This window comes from Ramlibacter sp. MMS24-I3-19 (genome assembly GCF_050320135.1).
GTDB lineage: Bacteria > Pseudomonadota > Gammaproteobacteria > Burkholderiales > Burkholderiaceae_C > Ramlibacter.
The window spans coordinates 1,447,817-1,463,040 of sequence record NZ_CP190017.1 but is presented as its reverse complement, the minus strand read 5'-3'; the positions used below and the strand labels follow the sequence as shown (position 1 = coordinate 1,463,040).

The window sequence follows — 15,224 nt, the reverse complement described above, 5'->3', positions numbered from 1 at the left end:
GCTAGCGGCGCCGCTTCTTGCCGGCCTGTTTCCTTGGCGTACCAGCCCACAAGTCCACCATTTGGCGCAACACCTCGGTCTGTGCGGCGGCGACTTGCAGTCTTGCAGCGCCACCCGCCTGCTGACGCGCACCGCTCGCCGCTCTGTTGGCAGTCGTGAGCCACATGCTCATGAACGGATTTTTTTTCAGCCAGGGATTGGCCATGCTGGTCCTCTCGGGGCAGGACCCCATTGGCAGTGAGCGGCGTGAGCCGCTTGGCGAGTCGCGTTCCGCGGTTCATGGGTCATGGCAGGCGGCCAGGCGCCTCGGGAGGCGGTGCATCGGCGCGCATCCTGGCTGCCAGCAGGCGATCCAACTCGGGTGAGTCGACCCCGGCCCTGCAGCCCGCAGCTGGCAGCGAAGACATGGCCAGCCCGCACGCCTTCGAGGCCACGCTGGCGGGCACCAAAAGGCTCAGCGGCATCCTGCTTTCGTCGATGTTCATGCGCTTCGCCATCGAGGGAGCGATGGCAACGAGATCCACGCTGACCTCAAGAATCAGGGCAGCCCGTGATGGGGCAGCGGCGGCTACGGCGAAGAAGGCGGCTGCGCCAATGGCGTGGCGGAAACGTTCATGGTTCACGACAATCCCCTGGGGACTTGCGAATGCGACAGCGGCGGGCGCTACTTCTTGCGACGTGCAGCCGGAGCCGGTCGTCGCTCCACGGCGAATGCGCCCGAAGCCGCCGGCTTCGCCGGAACGGGGTTCCTTGGCTTCCTGGGCTTCTTCGCTTCCTTGTTGCCGTGTTGCGCTTTTGACATGGTGACTCTCCATTGGCGAGGTTGTCTTGTTCAGGATTGAGCAACTGCCAGAACATCGGCGAGCCGGTGCTCGCCCGCGGGTTCTGTCACAGCCGCTCTGGGCAGGGGTGCGCCGATACTGCGGCCCTCGCGCGCTCGGGCCGTCGCCGCGGCTTCGATGTCCTGGGCCTGCTGCGTGGCGGCAAGGGACACTGACAACGCTGCCGGGTTCAGGCTGTCGACCATCGAGCTGGGAATCAGGATCGTTGCGCCGCGCTCCTTGGTCGTCTCGTAGATGATGTTCATGGCCCGCAGTTGCAGGGCGCCATCCTGCTCGGCGTAGATCCGCGCCGCTTCCACGAACTTGCCGGCGATCTCGGCCTCTGCCGCCCCCAGGATGACACGGGCCTGCTTCTCGCGTTCGGCCTGCGCCTGGCGCGACATGGCGTCCTGCAAAGCCACCGGGATGGCGACATCCCTGATCTCGACTGCGCGAACGGTGACGCCCCACTCGATTGTCTTGCGGCCGATGTCTTCGCACAGCTGCAGGTCTGCCGCACGACGATCCGACAGCAGGGCCGACAGCATCGACGAACCGATCATCTCGCGCAGCGTGGTCTGCGCGACCCGGTCGATCGCCTCGCGGAAGTTCGTGATGGCCAGCGCCGCCTTCCGGGCGTCGTGCACGTGCCAGAAGATGATCGCGTCGACATTGACGGGCACCGTGTCGCGCGTGAGTGCCTGCTCGGCGTTGAAGGCCGATGTCTGGATTCTTTCGTCGATGATCGCAACGACGCGGTCCAGCACCGGAACCATGAAGAACAGGCCGGGACCGCGAACACCGTGCAGCTTGCCCGCACGTAGCACGACGAACTTCTGCCAGGTGTTGGCCATCATGAGTGATTGCGTGATGACCACCGCGGCGGCAATGAGGCAGGCAGCTGCGGCAACGTGACCGGAGAAGCCCAGTGCCGCCGCCCCTGCGGCCAGAGCGGCGCCGATGAAAAGTGTGATTGCATTCATGGCAGGATCCTTGGATACCAGGTGTGAGTCTGGGCGACCGGCACCGCGGCGTCTGTGCGCTGGCACACCTTGCGAGCCCAGGCCGTCGAATCAAAGAGGCGCGCCGGCCGCGGCTCGCCGACCGCCACCTCAGGTTACGCCGGCCGATCGGATGCTTCGTTGCTGCCGGGAAGCGCGCGGCATGCGGATCGTGAAGACGCAGCCCTCGCCGGGCATGTCCCGGACACTGAGGGTGCCGGCGTCTGCCTCGACGTTTTGCCTGGCGATGGTCACGCCCAGGCCCAGGCCCGAGCGGTCGACGCTGCGCTGCCGGAACGGAGTGAACATCTCCTCCGCGCTGCCCTTGGGCAGGCCGCCGCAGTGGTCCGCCACCTCGATGCGGACGTGGCGTGCGGAAGCGAACGCCTTCAACGTGACCTCTGTATGGTCGTGGGTGAACTTGAAGGCGTTCTGCAGCAGGTTGCCGATGGCCGCCAGCAGCAGTTGCCTGTTGCCACGGATGGCGAGCCCGGGCTCGACCGCCTGCACCGAGAACTTGCAACGGCTCGCAAGGACGTCGAGCAGCGCCGTGGCTTTCGCGTCGTCGATGAGCGCGGCGAGATCGAAGACCTGCGTGTCGCTCTGTGCGTTCCTGCGCACGTTGTCGAGCGCCCGCGTCAGCAGGCTGCTCAATGCCAGAAGGCTGCGTTTCAGGACCGCACCGGTCGGGCCGCTGACTGGCAACTGGCCGTGCTCGATCGCGTGGAACGCAAGCGTGGCCGTTCCTGCGGCGTTGCGCAATTCGTGGACGAGCGAGCCCAGTTGCTCGTTGGTGTCGGCGGCCTGCTGCTGGGCCTGCAGCCGAGTGAACTCCGCGACCGCGACCGCGATTGCGTTGTCCAGGCAGCGGTTCAGCGTCCGGAATTGCTGGATGGGGAACGCCGCATGCCGCTCGAATGCGAGATCAGTGATGGTCTGGCAAAGGTCACCGTAGTCATGCACGACCTGATCGACGGGGAAGCCCGATTCGAGTAACTCTCTGCCATGGGCAGTGGCGCTCACACCGATTTCCGACAACGTCGAGGAAGCGCCTCCTGCCGCGCCCGAGATCTCGAGGCCTTTGCTCGCGTGGCCCTCTTCCTCGGCGCGTAGCGTCCTGGTCAGCTGGTCCAGGAACACGGGAATCCCGTGCCGGAGTTCCCCCGTGGGCGCGAGGTGCGAACGCTGTGCCACCCTGTGCTGGCATCGATCGATGAGGGTGCGCCGGTTGTTGATGAGGAACTCGTGCATGTTCGTTGCTCCGTGGCACCAAGCGTGGGGGATGACGCCGTCCCGGTCCGTGCGCCAGCACACATACCCAGCAATTTAGACGGCCACTCCCTAACCTCACGCCGGGGCACCGCAAAACGAGATGTGCGGTAGTGATATGCGGTAGGTGACCGGCCGGCTGGGCTCCCACCCTATACTGGAATTGCCAATGGCCGATCCACCTGATGCGCGACTCAATCAGCTGCTCGCTGCCCTTCCGCAGGCCGAGTGGGCGCGTTGGTCCGCCCAGCTCGAGCCGGTGGACATGCCGCTGGGCCTGGTGCTGTACGAATCCGGGGTGAGCCTGGCCCACGTCTACTTTCCCGTCGACTCCATCGTGTCCCTGCTCTATGTGATGGAGGATGGGTCCTCGGCCGAAATCGCTGTGGTGGGCAACGAAGGCCTCGTGGGCGTTTCACTGTTCATGGGTGGCGAAACGACTCCCAGTCGGGCCGTCGTGCAAAGCGCTGGCCGCGGCTTCCGACTGGCGGCGCAGGCGATGAAGAATGAGTTCAACCGTGCCGGACCTGTGCTTCACCTGTTGCTGCGCTACACGCAGGCGTTGATCACCCAGATGTCGCAGACCGCCGTGTGCAACCGTCACCACTCGCTGGACCAGCAACTGTGTCGCTGGTTGCTTCTCAGCCTCGATCGACTGCGCGGCAACGAATTGAGGATGACGCAGGAGTTGATCGCCAACATGATCGGCGTGCGGCGCGAGGGCGTGACCGATGCAGCGCTCAAGCTCCAGGCGGCCGGCCTGATCCGCTATGCGCGTGGGCACATCACGGTGCTGGATCGCCCCGGCCTCGAGCAGCGCACCTGCGAGTGCTACGCCGTGGTCAAGAAGGAATACGACCGGCTGCTGCCGGCGACCGAGGCGGTCTGACCGTGCAACCCGGCGGATGACCCAGCCGGGGATTCGGGTCGAAACCATCGATCGAACAAGGGAGAGGCCAACATGGATGCATGGCTGGTGTTCCGGTCCACCAGCGTCCATGATGCCGCGATGCCTTCTCGCACCTTCAGGATCTATCGCTACAACCCGGACATCGACCTCAAGCCGGCGCTGCGCACTGTCGTCGCCGAACTCGACGGGAACGAGCGCATGCTGCTTGACGCGCTGATGAAGCTGAAGGCGCAGGATCCGACTCTGTCGTTCCGGCGCTCGTGCCGGGAGGGCGTCTGCGGTTCGGACGCGATGAACATCAATGGCAGGAACGGCCTGGCATGCCTGACCAACATGTGCACACTGAAGGACCCGATCATCCTGAAGCCGCTTCCAGGTCTGCCTGTGATGCGGGACCTGATCGTGGACATGACGGACTTCTTCAAGCAATACCACTCGATTCGGCCGTGGGTGGCCGACGACCGCGTGTCGCCGGAGCGCGAGCGTCTTCAGAGTCCGACCGAACGCGAGGAACTCGACGGGTTGTACGAATGCATCTTGTGCGCGTGCTGCTCATCGGCGTGTCCCAGCTTCTGGTGGAACCCGGACAAGTATGTCGGTCCAGCAGGGCTGCTGCAGGCATATCGCTTCATCGCCGACAGTCGCGACCAGGAGACCGGAGAGCGGTTGGACAACCTGGAGGATCCGTATCGCCTCTACCGCTGCCGCTCGATCATGAACTGTTCGGACGTGTGCCCCAAGGGGCTGAGCCCGATCACGGCGATCGGCAAGATCCGGGACATGATGGTGCGCCGCGCCGTCTGAGGATCGCGTCTCAGGCTCGGACACCTCCGCTGTCGGTGCCCGGAATTGGAGTCGACACGGCCATCGAGGCGGTCGGCATGCCAGCCACGTTGCCCGATCCGTCGGACGCGAGCCCCGGGCTTGAATGCCGCGACGCCCGCTCCCACGGACTCGACCATCCCCACACCCTCGTGTCCCGGGATGGTGCCAGGTTCGCACGTCGGCACGTCGCCCCTGATGATGTGAAGGTCGGTCCCGCCCTTTGTCCGGCGGCACGTGCCACCTAGACCCGCAGCCTCTCCCTGCGACTCAACATCCCGTAGAAGTACCGCTTCGCGATCTCGGCGGCAGGCACGTAGGCCAGCGTCAACCCGATCATTGCCAGCATCAGCGGCGCCGGCACCGGGACGAATCCGAAGACGCCGGCAAACGGGAGGTACGGCAAAGCCAGCGTGAATGCGACGACGAAGCAGGTGGTGGCGAGCAGGAACTTGCCAGGTCCGACTGCGCCAGAACGGCCCCTGGGTCCGCACGACCAATGCAATGACCAACTCCGTCAAGAGCGATTCGATGAACCATCCGGTTCTGAATTCATCGGCTCCGGCCCGGAATAGCCAGAGAAGCACGCCGAAGGCGAAAAGGTCGAACACGGAACTCACCAGCCCGAAGAGGATCATGTAGTCGCGGATGAAGCGCGTGTCCCACCGCCGCGGTGCCGCCACCCATTCCCGGTCGACGTTGTCACTGGCAATGGTGGTTGCAGGAATGTCGGCCAGGAAATTGTTGAGCAGCACCTGCGAGGCGAGCAGGGGCAGGAACGGCAGGACCACCGAGGCCACTGCCATGCTGAACATGTTCCCGAAGTTCGCGCTGATGGTCGTCAAGATGTACTTGAGGGTGTTTGCAAACGTCCTTCGCCCCTCATCGATCCCCTCGCGGAGAATCCCCAGATCCTTGCGCAGCAGGACGAAGTCCGCCGCGTCCTTGGCGACGTCCACGGACGTGTCCACCGAGATACCGACGTCGGCCGTGTGAAGCGCAGGGGCGTCGTTGATGCCATCTCCCATGTAGCCGACCACATGTCCGGCCTTGCGCAAGGCGTGGATGACGCGGTCCTTCTGGTTCGGGTCCATCTCGGCGAAGATGGTGACTTGCTGCGCCGAATGCAGGAGAGCTTCCTCGCTCGTCGCATTGAGTTCACGTCCGGTCATGGTGAACATGGCCGGGAGGCCTATCGCCTCGGCGACATGGCGTGCAACATTGCGGTTGTCGCCCGTGATCATCTTGACCTGCAGCCACGCTCGTCCAGATCCACGAGGGTGCGGCGGACATCGTCCTTCGGCGGGTCCAGAAACAGCAGGAATCCCGCGAAGCACAAGCCCGATTCGTCGGCGTGTGAATATGACGAGGCGCTGCGTTCCAGCTGACGCGATGCGACCCCGAGCACCCGGAATCCCTGGTTGCTCCAGCCTTCGAACAGGGAATTGATCGAGGACCTCGCCTTGCTGTCGAGCGGCGCAACCTGGGCGCCGGCGGCCACCGTGTCGCACATGCCCAAGACGTTGTCCAGCGCACCTTTGGTCACCAGTGTTCGCTCTCCGGCAGCGTCCGCTGCGACCACCGAAATGGACTTCCGGATGAAATCGTAGGGAATCTCGTCGATCTTTCGAAGCCCGGTCAGCTCGATGCCGCCCGCTGCCGTAGTGACCGCTTCGTCCAGGGGGCTGGCCATCCCTGTCTGGAATCGTGCGTTGATGCAGGCGAGCCGCAAGACCTGGGCGCTCGCATGGCCCGCCAGGTCGAGGGCGCCGTCGAGTCTGACGATTCCGGCCGTCAGCGTGCCCGTCTTGTCGGTGCACAGGACATCCATGCTGCCCAGGTTCTCGATGGAGTTCAGGCGCCGCACGATCACTCCCAATCCGGCCATGCGTTTGGCCCCGTGCGAGAGGGTGATGCTGATGATGGCGGGCAGCAATTCCGGTGTGAGGCCGACTGCGAGGGCCAGGGCGAACAGCAGCGAGGCGATCGGCGGTCGGGCCATGAAGATGTTGATGGCGAGCACCACGACCACCATCGCCAGCATGACGCGCGTGAGCAGATAACCGAAGTGCTGGATTCCGCGCTCGAACTCGGTCATGGACGGGCGCAGCGCCAGCTTTCCCGCGATCTGGCCGAACACCGTTTCCTTGCCCGTGGCGACGACCAGCGCGCGCGCTGTACCACTTCGCACGCTTGTTCCCATGAAGACGCAGTTGGTTCGCTCCGCCAGTGCGGCATCCGGCGCCACGAGGCCCGGGACCTTTTCCACGGGGAACGTTTCCCCCGTGAGCACAGCCTGCGTGACAAAGAGATCCTTTGCCTCCAGCACGACCGCGTCGGCCGGGATCAGGCTCCCCGCCGCGAGTTGAACCACGTCGCCCGGCACGACGTCCGAGGAAGCAATCGAAACCACGACACCGTCGCGGATGGCAAGCGAATTGATCGTGATCTGCGAGCGAAGTTGCTCGATGGCGGTGCTGGCGATGTACTCCTGTGCAAAGCCTAGGATGGTGCTGCCCATGACGACCAGGAGTACGACGCTGGCGTCGACCCATTCAGAAGCGGCCAGGGAGACGATCGAAGCGACGATGAGGATCAGGACGAGCGGGCTCTTGAACTGGCTGGCCAACAAGGCGAGGGCGCCAGATCTCCTGGGTGGCTTGAGTGTGTTCTGGCCGAATTGCACGAGGCGCGCTTGGGCCTCAGTCCGGCTGAGCCCTCCGAGATCGGCGTGCAACTGCCGCGCAAGGCCTTCCTGCGACAGGCTCCAATAGACATTGGACTGGGAGGTCATGCCCTAAGGTGCAACCGAAATCACCAAATTGCGGTGAAAGGGGCGCGCGAGTTCCAGCGTCGTAGCGCCATCAGCAGGCCGCTCCAGAGCCATCGCGCCAGCGCGCGCGAGCCGCACCGACAGCACCCTGTTCAGGACGCCCGCCAACGAATCCACGAATCCCGGCTTCGGAGACGGCGATGGCGATGGCTTTCATGTTCAGACTCCGGAGCAACGCTTGACATTGGTCTTGGCCAAGCCAGCCCGTCTGTGCGCTGGGCCACAAACGCATCGCGCGTTTTCAGCTTTCAGGCTCCTGGCGGTCGGACTGGAGGCCCACACGCTCGGTTCGCCTCCGCACAGACGTGACCCTGCCAGGGCGAAAACAGTGGGGGATGTCATTTCAGGAGTACCTCATGGGCCCGCATCAAGTCAATCGCGTGAACTCGTTCGGTGTGCAGGGGGAACCGGCCGCGCTGGCGGCCGACGGCGACAGCTCTTGCGAAGCGGCTCAGGACGCCCTCACCTCCGAGGGCGGTCGAGCACCGCCACAAACTTCGCAAGCAGGTCCCGCACTGGACGCACCGCGCCAGGTGCGGCACCGGCCACTGCTTAGGTTGCCGACGCGTGCTGATCCCCCCGCGCGATTTCCGAGATCGAAGTCACGATGACTGGTCAGATACCTCCCGCAATCAAGGCGCTTTCTGAGTCTCCCTGCACGGAGTGCTTGGTCTTCTCCAGGTAGACATTCTTGCTGCTCTCGCAGCGTTCCGTGTTGCAGCGACGGTTTGAATCCGCGCCTGGAACGAACGCGAAAGATGCCGGGGGGACCGATGACCTTTGCGCTGTGGGCCCTGGTGATCGGCACGCTGATGGTCACCATGGTTGTCGCCGGGACCATGCTGGGCCAGCTGGCGCTGACCAGCGCCATGGTCTACCTGGCGCTCGGCTGGCTGCTCGGTCCGGCTGTCGCCGACGTACTGCGCCCCAACCCGTTCGGTGCGACTGCCCTGCTGGAGACAGGCGCGGAAGTGGCGCTGATCATTTCGCTCTTCGCGGTGGGCATGCAGCTGGGCATCCCCCTTGGTGACCGCCGCTGGTGGCTTTCGGCGCGACTCGCCCTGCTTTCGATGACCGCCATGGTCGCCATGGCGGCGGCCATCGGCGTGTGGTGGCTCCACCTGCCGCTGGGTGCGGCGGTCCTGCTTGGCGCCATCCTCGCGCCGACCGATCCCGTCCTCGCGTCGGGCATGCGTTCCCAGGCCGGCACTCAGCCGGATCCGCTGGGTTTCACGCTGGGCGCCGAAGGAGGCCTGAACGATGCCACTGCATTTCCCTTCGTGGTGCTCGGCCTCGGGTGGCTTGGGCTTCACGATCTCGGTCCCGGGCTCCTGCACTGGTGGGCCATCGACCTCGTGTGGACGTGTCTTGGCGGGGTCGCGATCGGGGCGGCCCTGGGCGTCGCAACGGGCCGCCTGGTCGTGCATCTTCGAAGCACTTACCGGCAAGCCCTGGGATTGGACGTGTTCATCGGGCTGGGGCTCATCGGCATGGCATATGGCGCGGCCAGCGTCTGCGCTGCCTCCGGTTTCCTGGCGGTCTTCGCAGCCGGCTTGGCCCTGCAGCGGATCCGCGGCCGCACCGGATCCGCTGCCCGCCAGGAACGGATGGCGGGCGAGATGCAGGACTCGGTGCAGGCCTTCAACGAACAACTGGAGAAGGTCGCCGAGCTCGCCCTGGTCCTGATGGTCGGTGCCATGCTTGGCTACACCCAGCCACCGTCCGCCTGGTGGTTCGTGCCGCTGGCGCTGTTGCTGCGGCCCCTTTCGGTGCTCGCGTCGGGACCGCTGGGCATGCTCTCTGCCCCGCAGCGGACGATGATCAGCTGGTTCGGCATCCGCGGCATCGGCTCGGTTTACTACATGCTCTACGCCGTCCGGCAGGGCCTCGCGCCCGATGTCGCGGCGACGCTCGTGACACTCACGCTGTGGACGGTCGCGGCCTCGATCGTCGTCCACGGCTTGACCGCGGGCCCTCTGATGAAATGGTACGTGGCCCAGGAGCGCGTCTGATCTGGAGGGCCGCCCCCGCTGCTCGCTGCCGGTCCGATGCGAAACGGTCGAGCCCGTCGTGGTCCGATGTCTGAAGCGATGGAGCGTCCGCCAGCCATCTCAGATCCCGCAGGACAGGTCCGCCCCGAAGCTCGCCGGCCAACCTTCCAGTGAGGTTTGCGGGGCGGATGGCGGCGCGGCATGCACCGCGCCGCAGCGGCCATGCGTGCACAAAGAGTTGCGCCCCGCTTGCGCACGGCACACGGAATGCGCGCACGATCAGAACTCGGCCCGCGCTCGACATGGCGTTGGCGCCGGCGAACGCAGCCAGTGGCCCAGGACTGCCACCCCCTGTGCACGCGCCTTCGCACGGACGCGCCGTGTTCTTTTTTTTCCGTGCTTAGACCTAGGAGCTCGTCATGGGCGACCACTTTCCACTCCATCCCGGTCCGCCGCTGGGCCCTGTCTCCGCCGCGTCCATGAGGCATCGCGACGGTCGCGCCGCATCACCCGAGGAGCGGCGCGAGGCGGCGCAACTGGGCGTGTCCGGCGACGGCCCCGATTACACCTTCGACGGTTACCACTACCAGGAGCTGGATGACGCCGTCGCGTACGCGCGCATCGCCAGATCCCGGCCTGGGGCAGGCGACGCGGATCGCGGCTTGCGGGTGCAACGCGCACGTCCCGCGGGACCGACGGTGCGCGAGCTCGACGTCATGGCCACGCACGGTGTCCGGTTCGACGGGCGCGTGTACCGCTATGCGGAGTTCAGCTATGACCGTCTGGATGATGCGCTGAACCAGGTTCGCCGGATGGGCGACCTGACCTGAGGCAGAGCACGCACCGCACGAGGTCACATCCATGACATCCGCTGCAGACACCTTCCAGGCTCCGCCGACCACGCACCGGGCGGAGCACGAAACCCGCGCACACGGAGCTCACCGCGCCGGTGAACGTGCCGGCGAAGGCGCGGACGGCCTTCAGCAACGCGCCGCGCAGGACTTTGGCCTGGGCGCTGGACCGTCCCGCGGCCCGATACCGGTACACGGGCAACGTGCGCAGGCATCGGTGCCTCACCGAGCTGCTGCTCTGTCGGACGCTCAGATCGAGCTCGACTGCCGCTTGGCCGTCAATGAACTGGGTCGGCACCCACTCGTGCAACTGCTCGTCACCCAAGGGTGGGTGTGCGTGCGGGGCTCGGTTCGCTATGCATCCGAGCGATGGAAAGTGGAAGACGCGGTCTCCCGGGTCGCCGGCGTGGTTGGCGTGAACGCGCAGCTGGGCGTCAGCAACGGCAGTTTGTCCGCTGTGGAGCACCGGCGACGCTGATCGCGACACCTGGTGCGACTTGCTCGGCGTCCGTTGCGCGGCTTGGCGGACGTCGTTCGTGGCAACTTGCACGATCGGCGCCTCGCGTCTATGCGCCGCCCTGCCAGCTGTTCCAGGCGCTCAGTTGCACCGGTTTCGGTTGGCATGACGTGGGTGCGGTCGACGTCGGCCTGCAGGAACAGGGAAGCAGCCGGATCCATTGCGTCGGCCACCCTGCAAGGGCTGACCGCATGGGGGCAGCGCAATGATGTACCCCTGTAAGTACCCCTCCATCATTAAAGGTGCGCCAGGGCGGGTGGTACGTGGACCCCTCACATTTGACAAGTACGTCCTCAAGGAAGGCCGCCGAGCCGCTGTAGGCCGGTCCTGAGTCGCCGAGGCGCCTATCAGCCAACAGGGGCGAACTCAGTCGTTGCCAAAGGCGCCAAAGATGACGCGTGTCACGCATCGATCGTCTTTTCCCCTTCAGACATCACACGCCCCGCCCAGGGCACCACCAGGACCAACTCGCAAGCCGTCCGGACCATCATCACGCCCTGCGTTCCATCGAACGCCCGCAGCGTCACCGTGCAACGTGCATCCCTCTCATCCGACGCTCGCTCGAACGCGTCGACGTGGAAGAAGCGCGGGTCGTTGCCCAGTTGCACGATGTCCGCGCTCGTGAGCTGGTTCACCGCGCGCAGCTCCGTCGCTCTCATGATTGGCGCCCCTCGCTCGGCGGCCCGCGGCGGCCCCTTTCCAGGTGGGGGCGGATGCTGTCGGCGCTCTCGCCGCGCTTGTCTCCGGTCCCGCGTTCGAGGCCCTTGGCCACATCGTGTTCGGCGGTCTGGTGGCGTCTGTCGTCCGTGCAGGTGGTGTGCGTGTCGTTGGTCATGAGGGAATGGTGCGCGCCGAGTCAAGGGCGTGCCGAAGTCTTTCGCAACTCTTTGTGCGCTTCCGGCACGTCCGGGGCGAGGCGCGCAGACTGCGGGAGCGGGCACGCGTCCTTCCTGGACGCACCCGGAGGCAGCCCGCGCTGCCCAGGGAGACAGCCATGAATGAAAGTCCCGCCAAGGTCGCACCCGCGCAAGGCGCCGTGCCAAGCACCGACATCGCCAACGTCAGGGCGCGGCTCGCACAGACCGAAGTGGCCACCGGCCGGCTTCGCCAGGCCGGCTCGCAGGAGCAGTACCTGCAGTCGTACTTCCTGGTCGAGGCGCTCGAGACTCAGCTGGAGACGCTATCGAGGGCGCACCGCCCGGGGCGGCCGGGGTGAGGGTGCCTCGCCGCGTCGGCAACTTCGGTGATCCGCTCGGGTCCTGGACTCGCCTTCACTCGGGTCGCGTGCGCGCAGCAGGCCGGTCGATGGGCATCCAGTTCCGACAGGGCTGATTCCGTCCCGACAGATCTTCTTCCCAGGCAACACCTTGCGAAATGAGCGAAAGGCTTCGAAGGTCGTAGCCACCGGCGCGTATCGCGCTTCGCTTGATGCCCGCCGTTACTGAACTGTGCTCCCCTCTACGCGTTGTGCCTGCCGCAGCCTCGATCGAGGCCCTTGGGTGACGCAGCGACAGGCGCAGGCTGCGCCTCACAACCAGCCAGTCTCCATCGAGGAACCGTGAGCGCCAGGGCCGTCCTCCAAGAGCCTTCCACAAGGAGATGGCCCCACGCGCTCTCCGTAACTGACTCTTTTTTTCGCTGGGCGGGGAGTAGAAACCAACTTTGTTTCCCGGTCAGCGACTCCGTTTCCGGTAAGCGACTCAGTTTCCTGCGCACAGCCGCCCCGATTCGCTCGCCGCCGCTCACTCCACCGTGACGCTCTTCGCGAGATTCCGCGGCTTGTCCACGTCGGTCCCGCGCGCGCACGCCGTGTGGTACGCCAGCAGCTGCAGCGGCACGACGTGCAGCAGCGGGCTGAGCGGGCCGTAGTGCTCGGGCATGCGGATCACGTGGATGCCGTCCTCGCTCTCGATGCGCGTGTCGGCGTCGGCCAGCACGTAGAGCACCCCGCCGCGGGCGCGCACTTCCTGCATGTTGCTCTTGAGCTTTTCCAGCAACGCGTCGTTGGGTGCCACCGTCACCACCGGCATCTGGCTGGTGACCAGGGCCAGCGGACCGTGCTTCAACTCGCCCGCCGCGTACGCCTCGGCGTGGATGTAGGTGATCTCCTTCAGCTTGAGCGCACCCTCGAGGGCGATCGGGTAGTGCAGCCCGCGGCCGAGGAACAGCGCGTTCTCCTTGGGCGCGAACTGCTCGGCCCAGCCGATGATCTGCGGCTCCAGCGCCAGCACCGCCGACAGCGCCGCGGGCAGGTGCCGCATCGCCTTCAGGTGCCCGGTCGCCTGGTCGTCGGTGAGGCGGCCCTTCGTGGAGGCCAAGGCCAGCGTGAGCAGGAACAGGCCGGCCAGCTGGGTGGTGAACGCCTTGGTCGATGCGACGCCGATCTCCGCACCGGCGCGCGTGATGTACGCCAGCTTGCACTCGCGCACCATGGCCGAGGTCGACACGTTGCACACCGTCAGCGTGTGCTCCATGCCCAGCGATCGCGCGTGGCGCAGCGCGGCCAGCGTGTCGGCCGTTTCGCCCGACTGGCTGATGGTGACCACCAGCGTCTTCGGGTTCGGCACCGATTCGCGGTAGCGGTACTCGCTGGCGATCTCCACCTGCGTCGGGATCTTCGCGATCGACTCGAGCCAGTACTTGGCGGTGCAGCCGCTGTAGTAGCTGGTGCCGCACGCGAGGATCAGCACCGAGTCGATCTGCTTGAACACCGCATGCGCGCCGTCGCCGAACAGCTCTGGCACGACGGCCTGCACGCCTTCCAGCGTGTCGGCGATGGCGCGCGGCTGCTCGAAGATCTCCTTCTGCATGTAGTGGCGGTACGGGCCGAGTTCGGCCGCGCCGCTGTGGGCCTGCACGGTCTTCACGGGCCGCGTCACGGCCTTGCCGGCGCGATCGACCACCCAGTACTTGCCCAGCTGCATGTCGACGACGTCGCCTTCGTCGAGGTACACGATCTGGTCGGTGACGCCGACCAGCGCCATCGCGTCGCTGGCGAGGAAGTTCTCGCCGTCCTTGCCGACGCCCAGCACCATCGGCGAGCCGGCGCGCGCGCCGACGACGCGCTGCGGTTCGTCCTTGCAGAACACCGCGATCGCATAGGCGCCGTGCAGGCGGCCCACGGCCATCTTCACGGCCTCGAACAGGTCGCCTTCGTAGAGGCTGTCGATCAGGTGGCTGATGACCTCGGTGTCGGTCTGGCTGGCGAACTGGTAGCCCTTGGCCTTGAGCTTGGCGCGCAGTTCGTCGTGGTTCTCGATGATCCCGTTGTGGACCAGCGCGATGCGTCCCGGACGGCTGGCCGCGCCTTCGCCGGGCCCGTGGCTGAAATGCGGATGCGCGTTGTGCACGGCCGGCGCGCCGTGCGTGGCCCAGCGCGTGTGGGCGATGCCGGTGGTGCCCTCGATGTGCTCGCGCTCGACCTGGGTCAGCAGCTCGGCCACGCGTGACGTGCTGCGCGCTCGCTTGAGGCCGCCGTTGTGGACCGCGACACCGCAGGAGTCATAGCCGCGGTATTCCAGGCGTTGCAGGCCCTGGACCAGGATCGGGACGATGTTGCGGGTCGAGACCGCGGCGACGATTCCACACATGAGGCATCTCCTTGGGATGGACGAACTCTAGGCCCGGACGCGTGGAATAAGTGATCTCAATTCCGGCACATACGTAATTTTCTTCCGAGAGACAATAGAATAGAAATTGGATTCCACATAGATCGCAAGTATGGAACCAATCGACAGCACGGACATGGCTCTTCTGGACCAGCTCCAGCAGGATGCTTCCCTCACCAACCAGGAGCTGGCCGCCCGCGTCCACGTCTCGCCACCGACCTGCCTGCGCCGCGTCGCTCGGCTGCGCAAGGCCGGCCTGATCGAGCGGCAGGTCGCGATCCTCGACCGTGACAAGCTGGTCCACGCCATCGGGTCCGGCCTGCAGGCGCTGGTGGAGATCACGCTCGATCGCCAGGACAACGAGGCCATGCAGGCGTTCGAAGCCCGAGCAGTTGCCGACGAGGCCGTGCAGCAGTGCTACCGCGTCTCGCCGGGCCCCGACTTCATGCTGGTGGTTCAGGCCGACGACATGCCGGGCTACCTGGAGATCGCGCAGCGCCTGTTCACGGCCGACGCCAACGTGCGCAACGTGAAGGCCTTCTTCGCCGTGCGCCGCGCGAAGTTCGACCCGCGCATCGCATTGCCGCGCCGGGGCTGAACG

The 15,224-nt window shown here is 65.9% G+C and carries 17 protein-coding genes; 7 read left to right on the top strand and 10 right to left on the bottom strand.

Annotated elements, in window-relative coordinates; genetic code table 11:
- Position 1: 1 nt before the first annotated feature.
- From ACPWT1_RS07250 to ACPWT1_RS07235, 4 genes are all read right to left on the bottom strand, one after another.
- On the bottom strand, positions 2-205 hold the full coding sequence (locus ACPWT1_RS07250) for a hypothetical protein (RefSeq protein ID WP_427914701.1): 204 nt from the start codon (positions 203-205) through the stop codon (positions 2-4).
- A gap of 79 nt (positions 206-284) precedes the next feature.
- Positions 285-815, bottom strand: coding sequence for a hypothetical protein (locus ACPWT1_RS07245; RefSeq protein WP_427914700.1), 531 nt, complete (start codon positions 813-815; stop codon positions 285-287).
- A 17-nt stretch (positions 816-832) separates the two neighbouring features.
- Positions 833-1,804: a slipin family protein gene (locus ACPWT1_RS07240; protein WP_427914699.1), complete on the bottom strand. Its 972-nt coding sequence runs from the start codon at positions 1,802-1,804 to the stop codon at positions 833-835.
- A 129-nt stretch (positions 1,805-1,933) separates the two neighbouring features.
- Positions 1,934-3,073 carry a sensor histidine kinase gene (locus tag ACPWT1_RS07235; protein ID WP_427914698.1) on the bottom strand — a complete coding sequence of 380 codons (1,140 nt, stop codon included), beginning with the start codon at positions 3,071-3,073 and terminating at the stop codon, positions 1,934-1,936.
- A gap of 187 nt (positions 3,074-3,260) precedes the next feature.
- Here ACPWT1_RS07235 and ACPWT1_RS07230 point away from each other — a divergent pair, with 187 nt between their 5' ends.
- Positions 3,261-3,980, top strand: a complete 720-nt coding sequence (locus ACPWT1_RS07230; RefSeq protein WP_427915519.1) for a Crp/Fnr family transcriptional regulator — start codon at positions 3,261-3,263, stop codon at positions 3,978-3,980.
- Positions 3,981-4,100: 120 nt separating this feature from the next.
- Complete coding sequence (locus tag ACPWT1_RS07225; RefSeq protein ID WP_427915518.1) at positions 4,101-4,805, top strand: succinate dehydrogenase iron-sulfur subunit; 705 nt, start codon at positions 4,101-4,103, stop codon at positions 4,803-4,805.
- Here the strand turns inward: ACPWT1_RS07225 and ACPWT1_RS07220 are convergent.
- The 3 genes from ACPWT1_RS07220 to ACPWT1_RS07210 all read right to left on the bottom strand — a co-directional run bounded on the left by ACPWT1_RS07220 (position 4,697) and on the right by ACPWT1_RS07210 (position 7,813).
- On the bottom strand, positions 4,697-6,067 hold the full coding sequence (locus ACPWT1_RS07220) for an HAD-IC family P-type ATPase (protein WP_427914697.1): 1,371 nt from the start codon (positions 6,065-6,067) through the stop codon (positions 4,697-4,699). The two genes, ACPWT1_RS07225 and ACPWT1_RS07220, sit on opposite strands and share 109 nt — an antisense overlap.
- Positions 6,064-7,617: a cation-translocating P-type ATPase gene (locus ACPWT1_RS07215; RefSeq protein ID WP_427914696.1), complete on the bottom strand. Its 1,554-nt coding sequence runs from the start codon at positions 7,615-7,617 to the stop codon at positions 6,064-6,066. The genes ACPWT1_RS07220 and ACPWT1_RS07215 overlap by 4 nt, the downstream gene beginning before the upstream one ends.
- Before the next feature lie 70 nt (positions 7,618-7,687).
- Positions 7,688-7,813, bottom strand: coding sequence for a hypothetical protein (locus tag ACPWT1_RS07210; protein WP_427914695.1), 126 nt, complete (start codon positions 7,811-7,813; stop codon positions 7,688-7,690).
- A gap of 616 nt (positions 7,814-8,429) precedes the next feature.
- Here ACPWT1_RS07210 and ACPWT1_RS07205 point away from each other — a divergent pair.
- The 3 genes from ACPWT1_RS07205 to ACPWT1_RS07195 all read left to right on the top strand — a co-directional run bounded on the left by ACPWT1_RS07205 (position 8,430) and on the right by ACPWT1_RS07195 (position 10,976).
- Entirely contained in the window at positions 8,430-9,668 is a 1,239-nt protein-coding gene (locus tag ACPWT1_RS07205; protein WP_427914694.1) for a cation:proton antiporter, read from the top strand.
- Between the two features lie 398 nt (positions 9,669-10,066).
- Entirely contained in the window at positions 10,067-10,477 is a 411-nt protein-coding gene (locus ACPWT1_RS07200; RefSeq protein WP_427914693.1) for a hypothetical protein, read from the top strand.
- Positions 10,478-10,508: 31 nt separating this feature from the next.
- On the top strand, positions 10,509-10,976 hold the full coding sequence (locus tag ACPWT1_RS07195; protein WP_427914692.1) for a BON domain-containing protein: 468 nt from the start codon (positions 10,509-10,511) through the stop codon (positions 10,974-10,976).
- A 440-nt stretch (positions 10,977-11,416) separates the two neighbouring features.
- Here the strand turns inward: ACPWT1_RS07195 and ACPWT1_RS07190 are convergent, their stop codons facing one another.
- Positions 11,417-11,650: a hypothetical protein gene (locus ACPWT1_RS07190; RefSeq protein WP_427914691.1), complete on the bottom strand. Its 234-nt coding sequence runs from the start codon at positions 11,648-11,650 to the stop codon at positions 11,417-11,419.
- Between the two features lie 20 nt (positions 11,651-11,670).
- On the bottom strand, positions 11,671-11,850 hold the full coding sequence (locus tag ACPWT1_RS07185; protein WP_427914690.1) for a hypothetical protein: 180 nt from the start codon (positions 11,848-11,850) through the stop codon (positions 11,671-11,673).
- A gap of 159 nt (positions 11,851-12,009) precedes the next feature.
- On the opposite strand from ACPWT1_RS07185, the gene ACPWT1_RS07180 reads away from it, so the two are divergent.
- Positions 12,010-12,231, top strand: coding sequence for a hypothetical protein (locus ACPWT1_RS07180; RefSeq protein ID WP_427914689.1), 222 nt, complete (start codon positions 12,010-12,012; stop codon positions 12,229-12,231).
- 526 nt (positions 12,232-12,757) lie between these two features.
- Here ACPWT1_RS07180 and glmS read toward each other — a convergent pair.
- Positions 12,758-14,605 (bottom strand): glutamine--fructose-6-phosphate transaminase (isomerizing), encoded by a 1,848-nt coding sequence (glmS, locus tag ACPWT1_RS07175; RefSeq protein WP_427914688.1) that lies wholly within the window; start codon positions 14,603-14,605, stop codon positions 12,758-12,760.
- Between the two features lie 154 nt (positions 14,606-14,759).
- On the opposite strand from glmS, the gene ACPWT1_RS07170 reads away from it, so the two are divergent.
- On the top strand, positions 14,760-15,221 hold the full coding sequence (locus ACPWT1_RS07170; RefSeq protein WP_427914687.1) for an Lrp/AsnC family transcriptional regulator: 462 nt from the start codon (positions 14,760-14,762) through the stop codon (positions 15,219-15,221).
- Positions 15,222-15,224: the final 3 nt, after the last annotated feature.

Bases quoted from the DNA above. Each gene is read 5' to 3' on its own strand.
- ACPWT1_RS07250 (WP_427914701.1), bottom strand. From the start codon at position 205: ATGGCCAATCCCTGGCTGAAAAAAAATCCGTTCATGAGCATGTGGCTC.
- ACPWT1_RS07245 (WP_427914700.1), bottom strand. From the start codon at position 815: ATGGAGAGTCACCATGTCAAAAGCGCAACACGGCAACAAGGAAGCGAA.
- ACPWT1_RS07240 (WP_427914699.1), bottom strand. From the start codon at position 1,804: ATGAATGCAATCACACTTTTCATCGGCGCCGCTCTGGCCGCAGGGGCG.
- ACPWT1_RS07235 (WP_427914698.1), bottom strand. From the start codon at position 3,073: ATGCACGAGTTCCTCATCAACAACCGGCGCACCCTCATCGATCGATGC.
- ACPWT1_RS07230 (WP_427915519.1), top strand. From the start codon at position 3,261: ATGGCCGATCCACCTGATGCGCGACTCAATCAGCTGCTCGCTGCCCTT.
- ACPWT1_RS07225 (WP_427915518.1), top strand. From the start codon at position 4,101: ATGCCTTCTCGCACCTTCAGGATCTATCGCTACAACCCGGACATCGAC.
- ACPWT1_RS07220 (WP_427914697.1), bottom strand. From the start codon at position 6,067: ATGATCACGGGCGACAACCGCAATGTTGCACGCCATGTCGCCGAGGCG.
- ACPWT1_RS07215 (WP_427914696.1), bottom strand. From the start codon at position 7,617: ATGACCTCCCAGTCCAATGTCTATTGGAGCCTGTCGCAGGAAGGCCTT.
- ACPWT1_RS07210 (WP_427914695.1), bottom strand. From the start codon at position 7,813: ATGAAAGCCATCGCCATCGCCGTCTCCGAAGCCGGGATTCGTGGATTC.
- ACPWT1_RS07205 (WP_427914694.1), top strand. From the start codon at position 8,430: ATGACCTTTGCGCTGTGGGCCCTGGTGATCGGCACGCTGATGGTCACC.
- ACPWT1_RS07200 (WP_427914693.1), top strand. From the start codon at position 10,067: ATGGGCGACCACTTTCCACTCCATCCCGGTCCGCCGCTGGGCCCTGTC.
- ACPWT1_RS07195 (WP_427914692.1), top strand. From the start codon at position 10,509: ATGACATCCGCTGCAGACACCTTCCAGGCTCCGCCGACCACGCACCGG.
- ACPWT1_RS07185 (WP_427914690.1), bottom strand. From the start codon at position 11,850: ATGACCAACGACACGCACACCACCTGCACGGACGACAGACGCCACCAG.
- ACPWT1_RS07180 (WP_427914689.1), top strand. From the start codon at position 12,010: ATGAATGAAAGTCCCGCCAAGGTCGCACCCGCGCAAGGCGCCGTGCCA.
- glmS (WP_427914688.1), bottom strand. From the start codon at position 14,605: ATGTGTGGAATCGTCGCCGCGGTCTCGACCCGCAACATCGTCCCGATC.
- ACPWT1_RS07170 (WP_427914687.1), top strand. From the start codon at position 14,760: ATGGCTCTTCTGGACCAGCTCCAGCAGGATGCTTCCCTCACCAACCAG.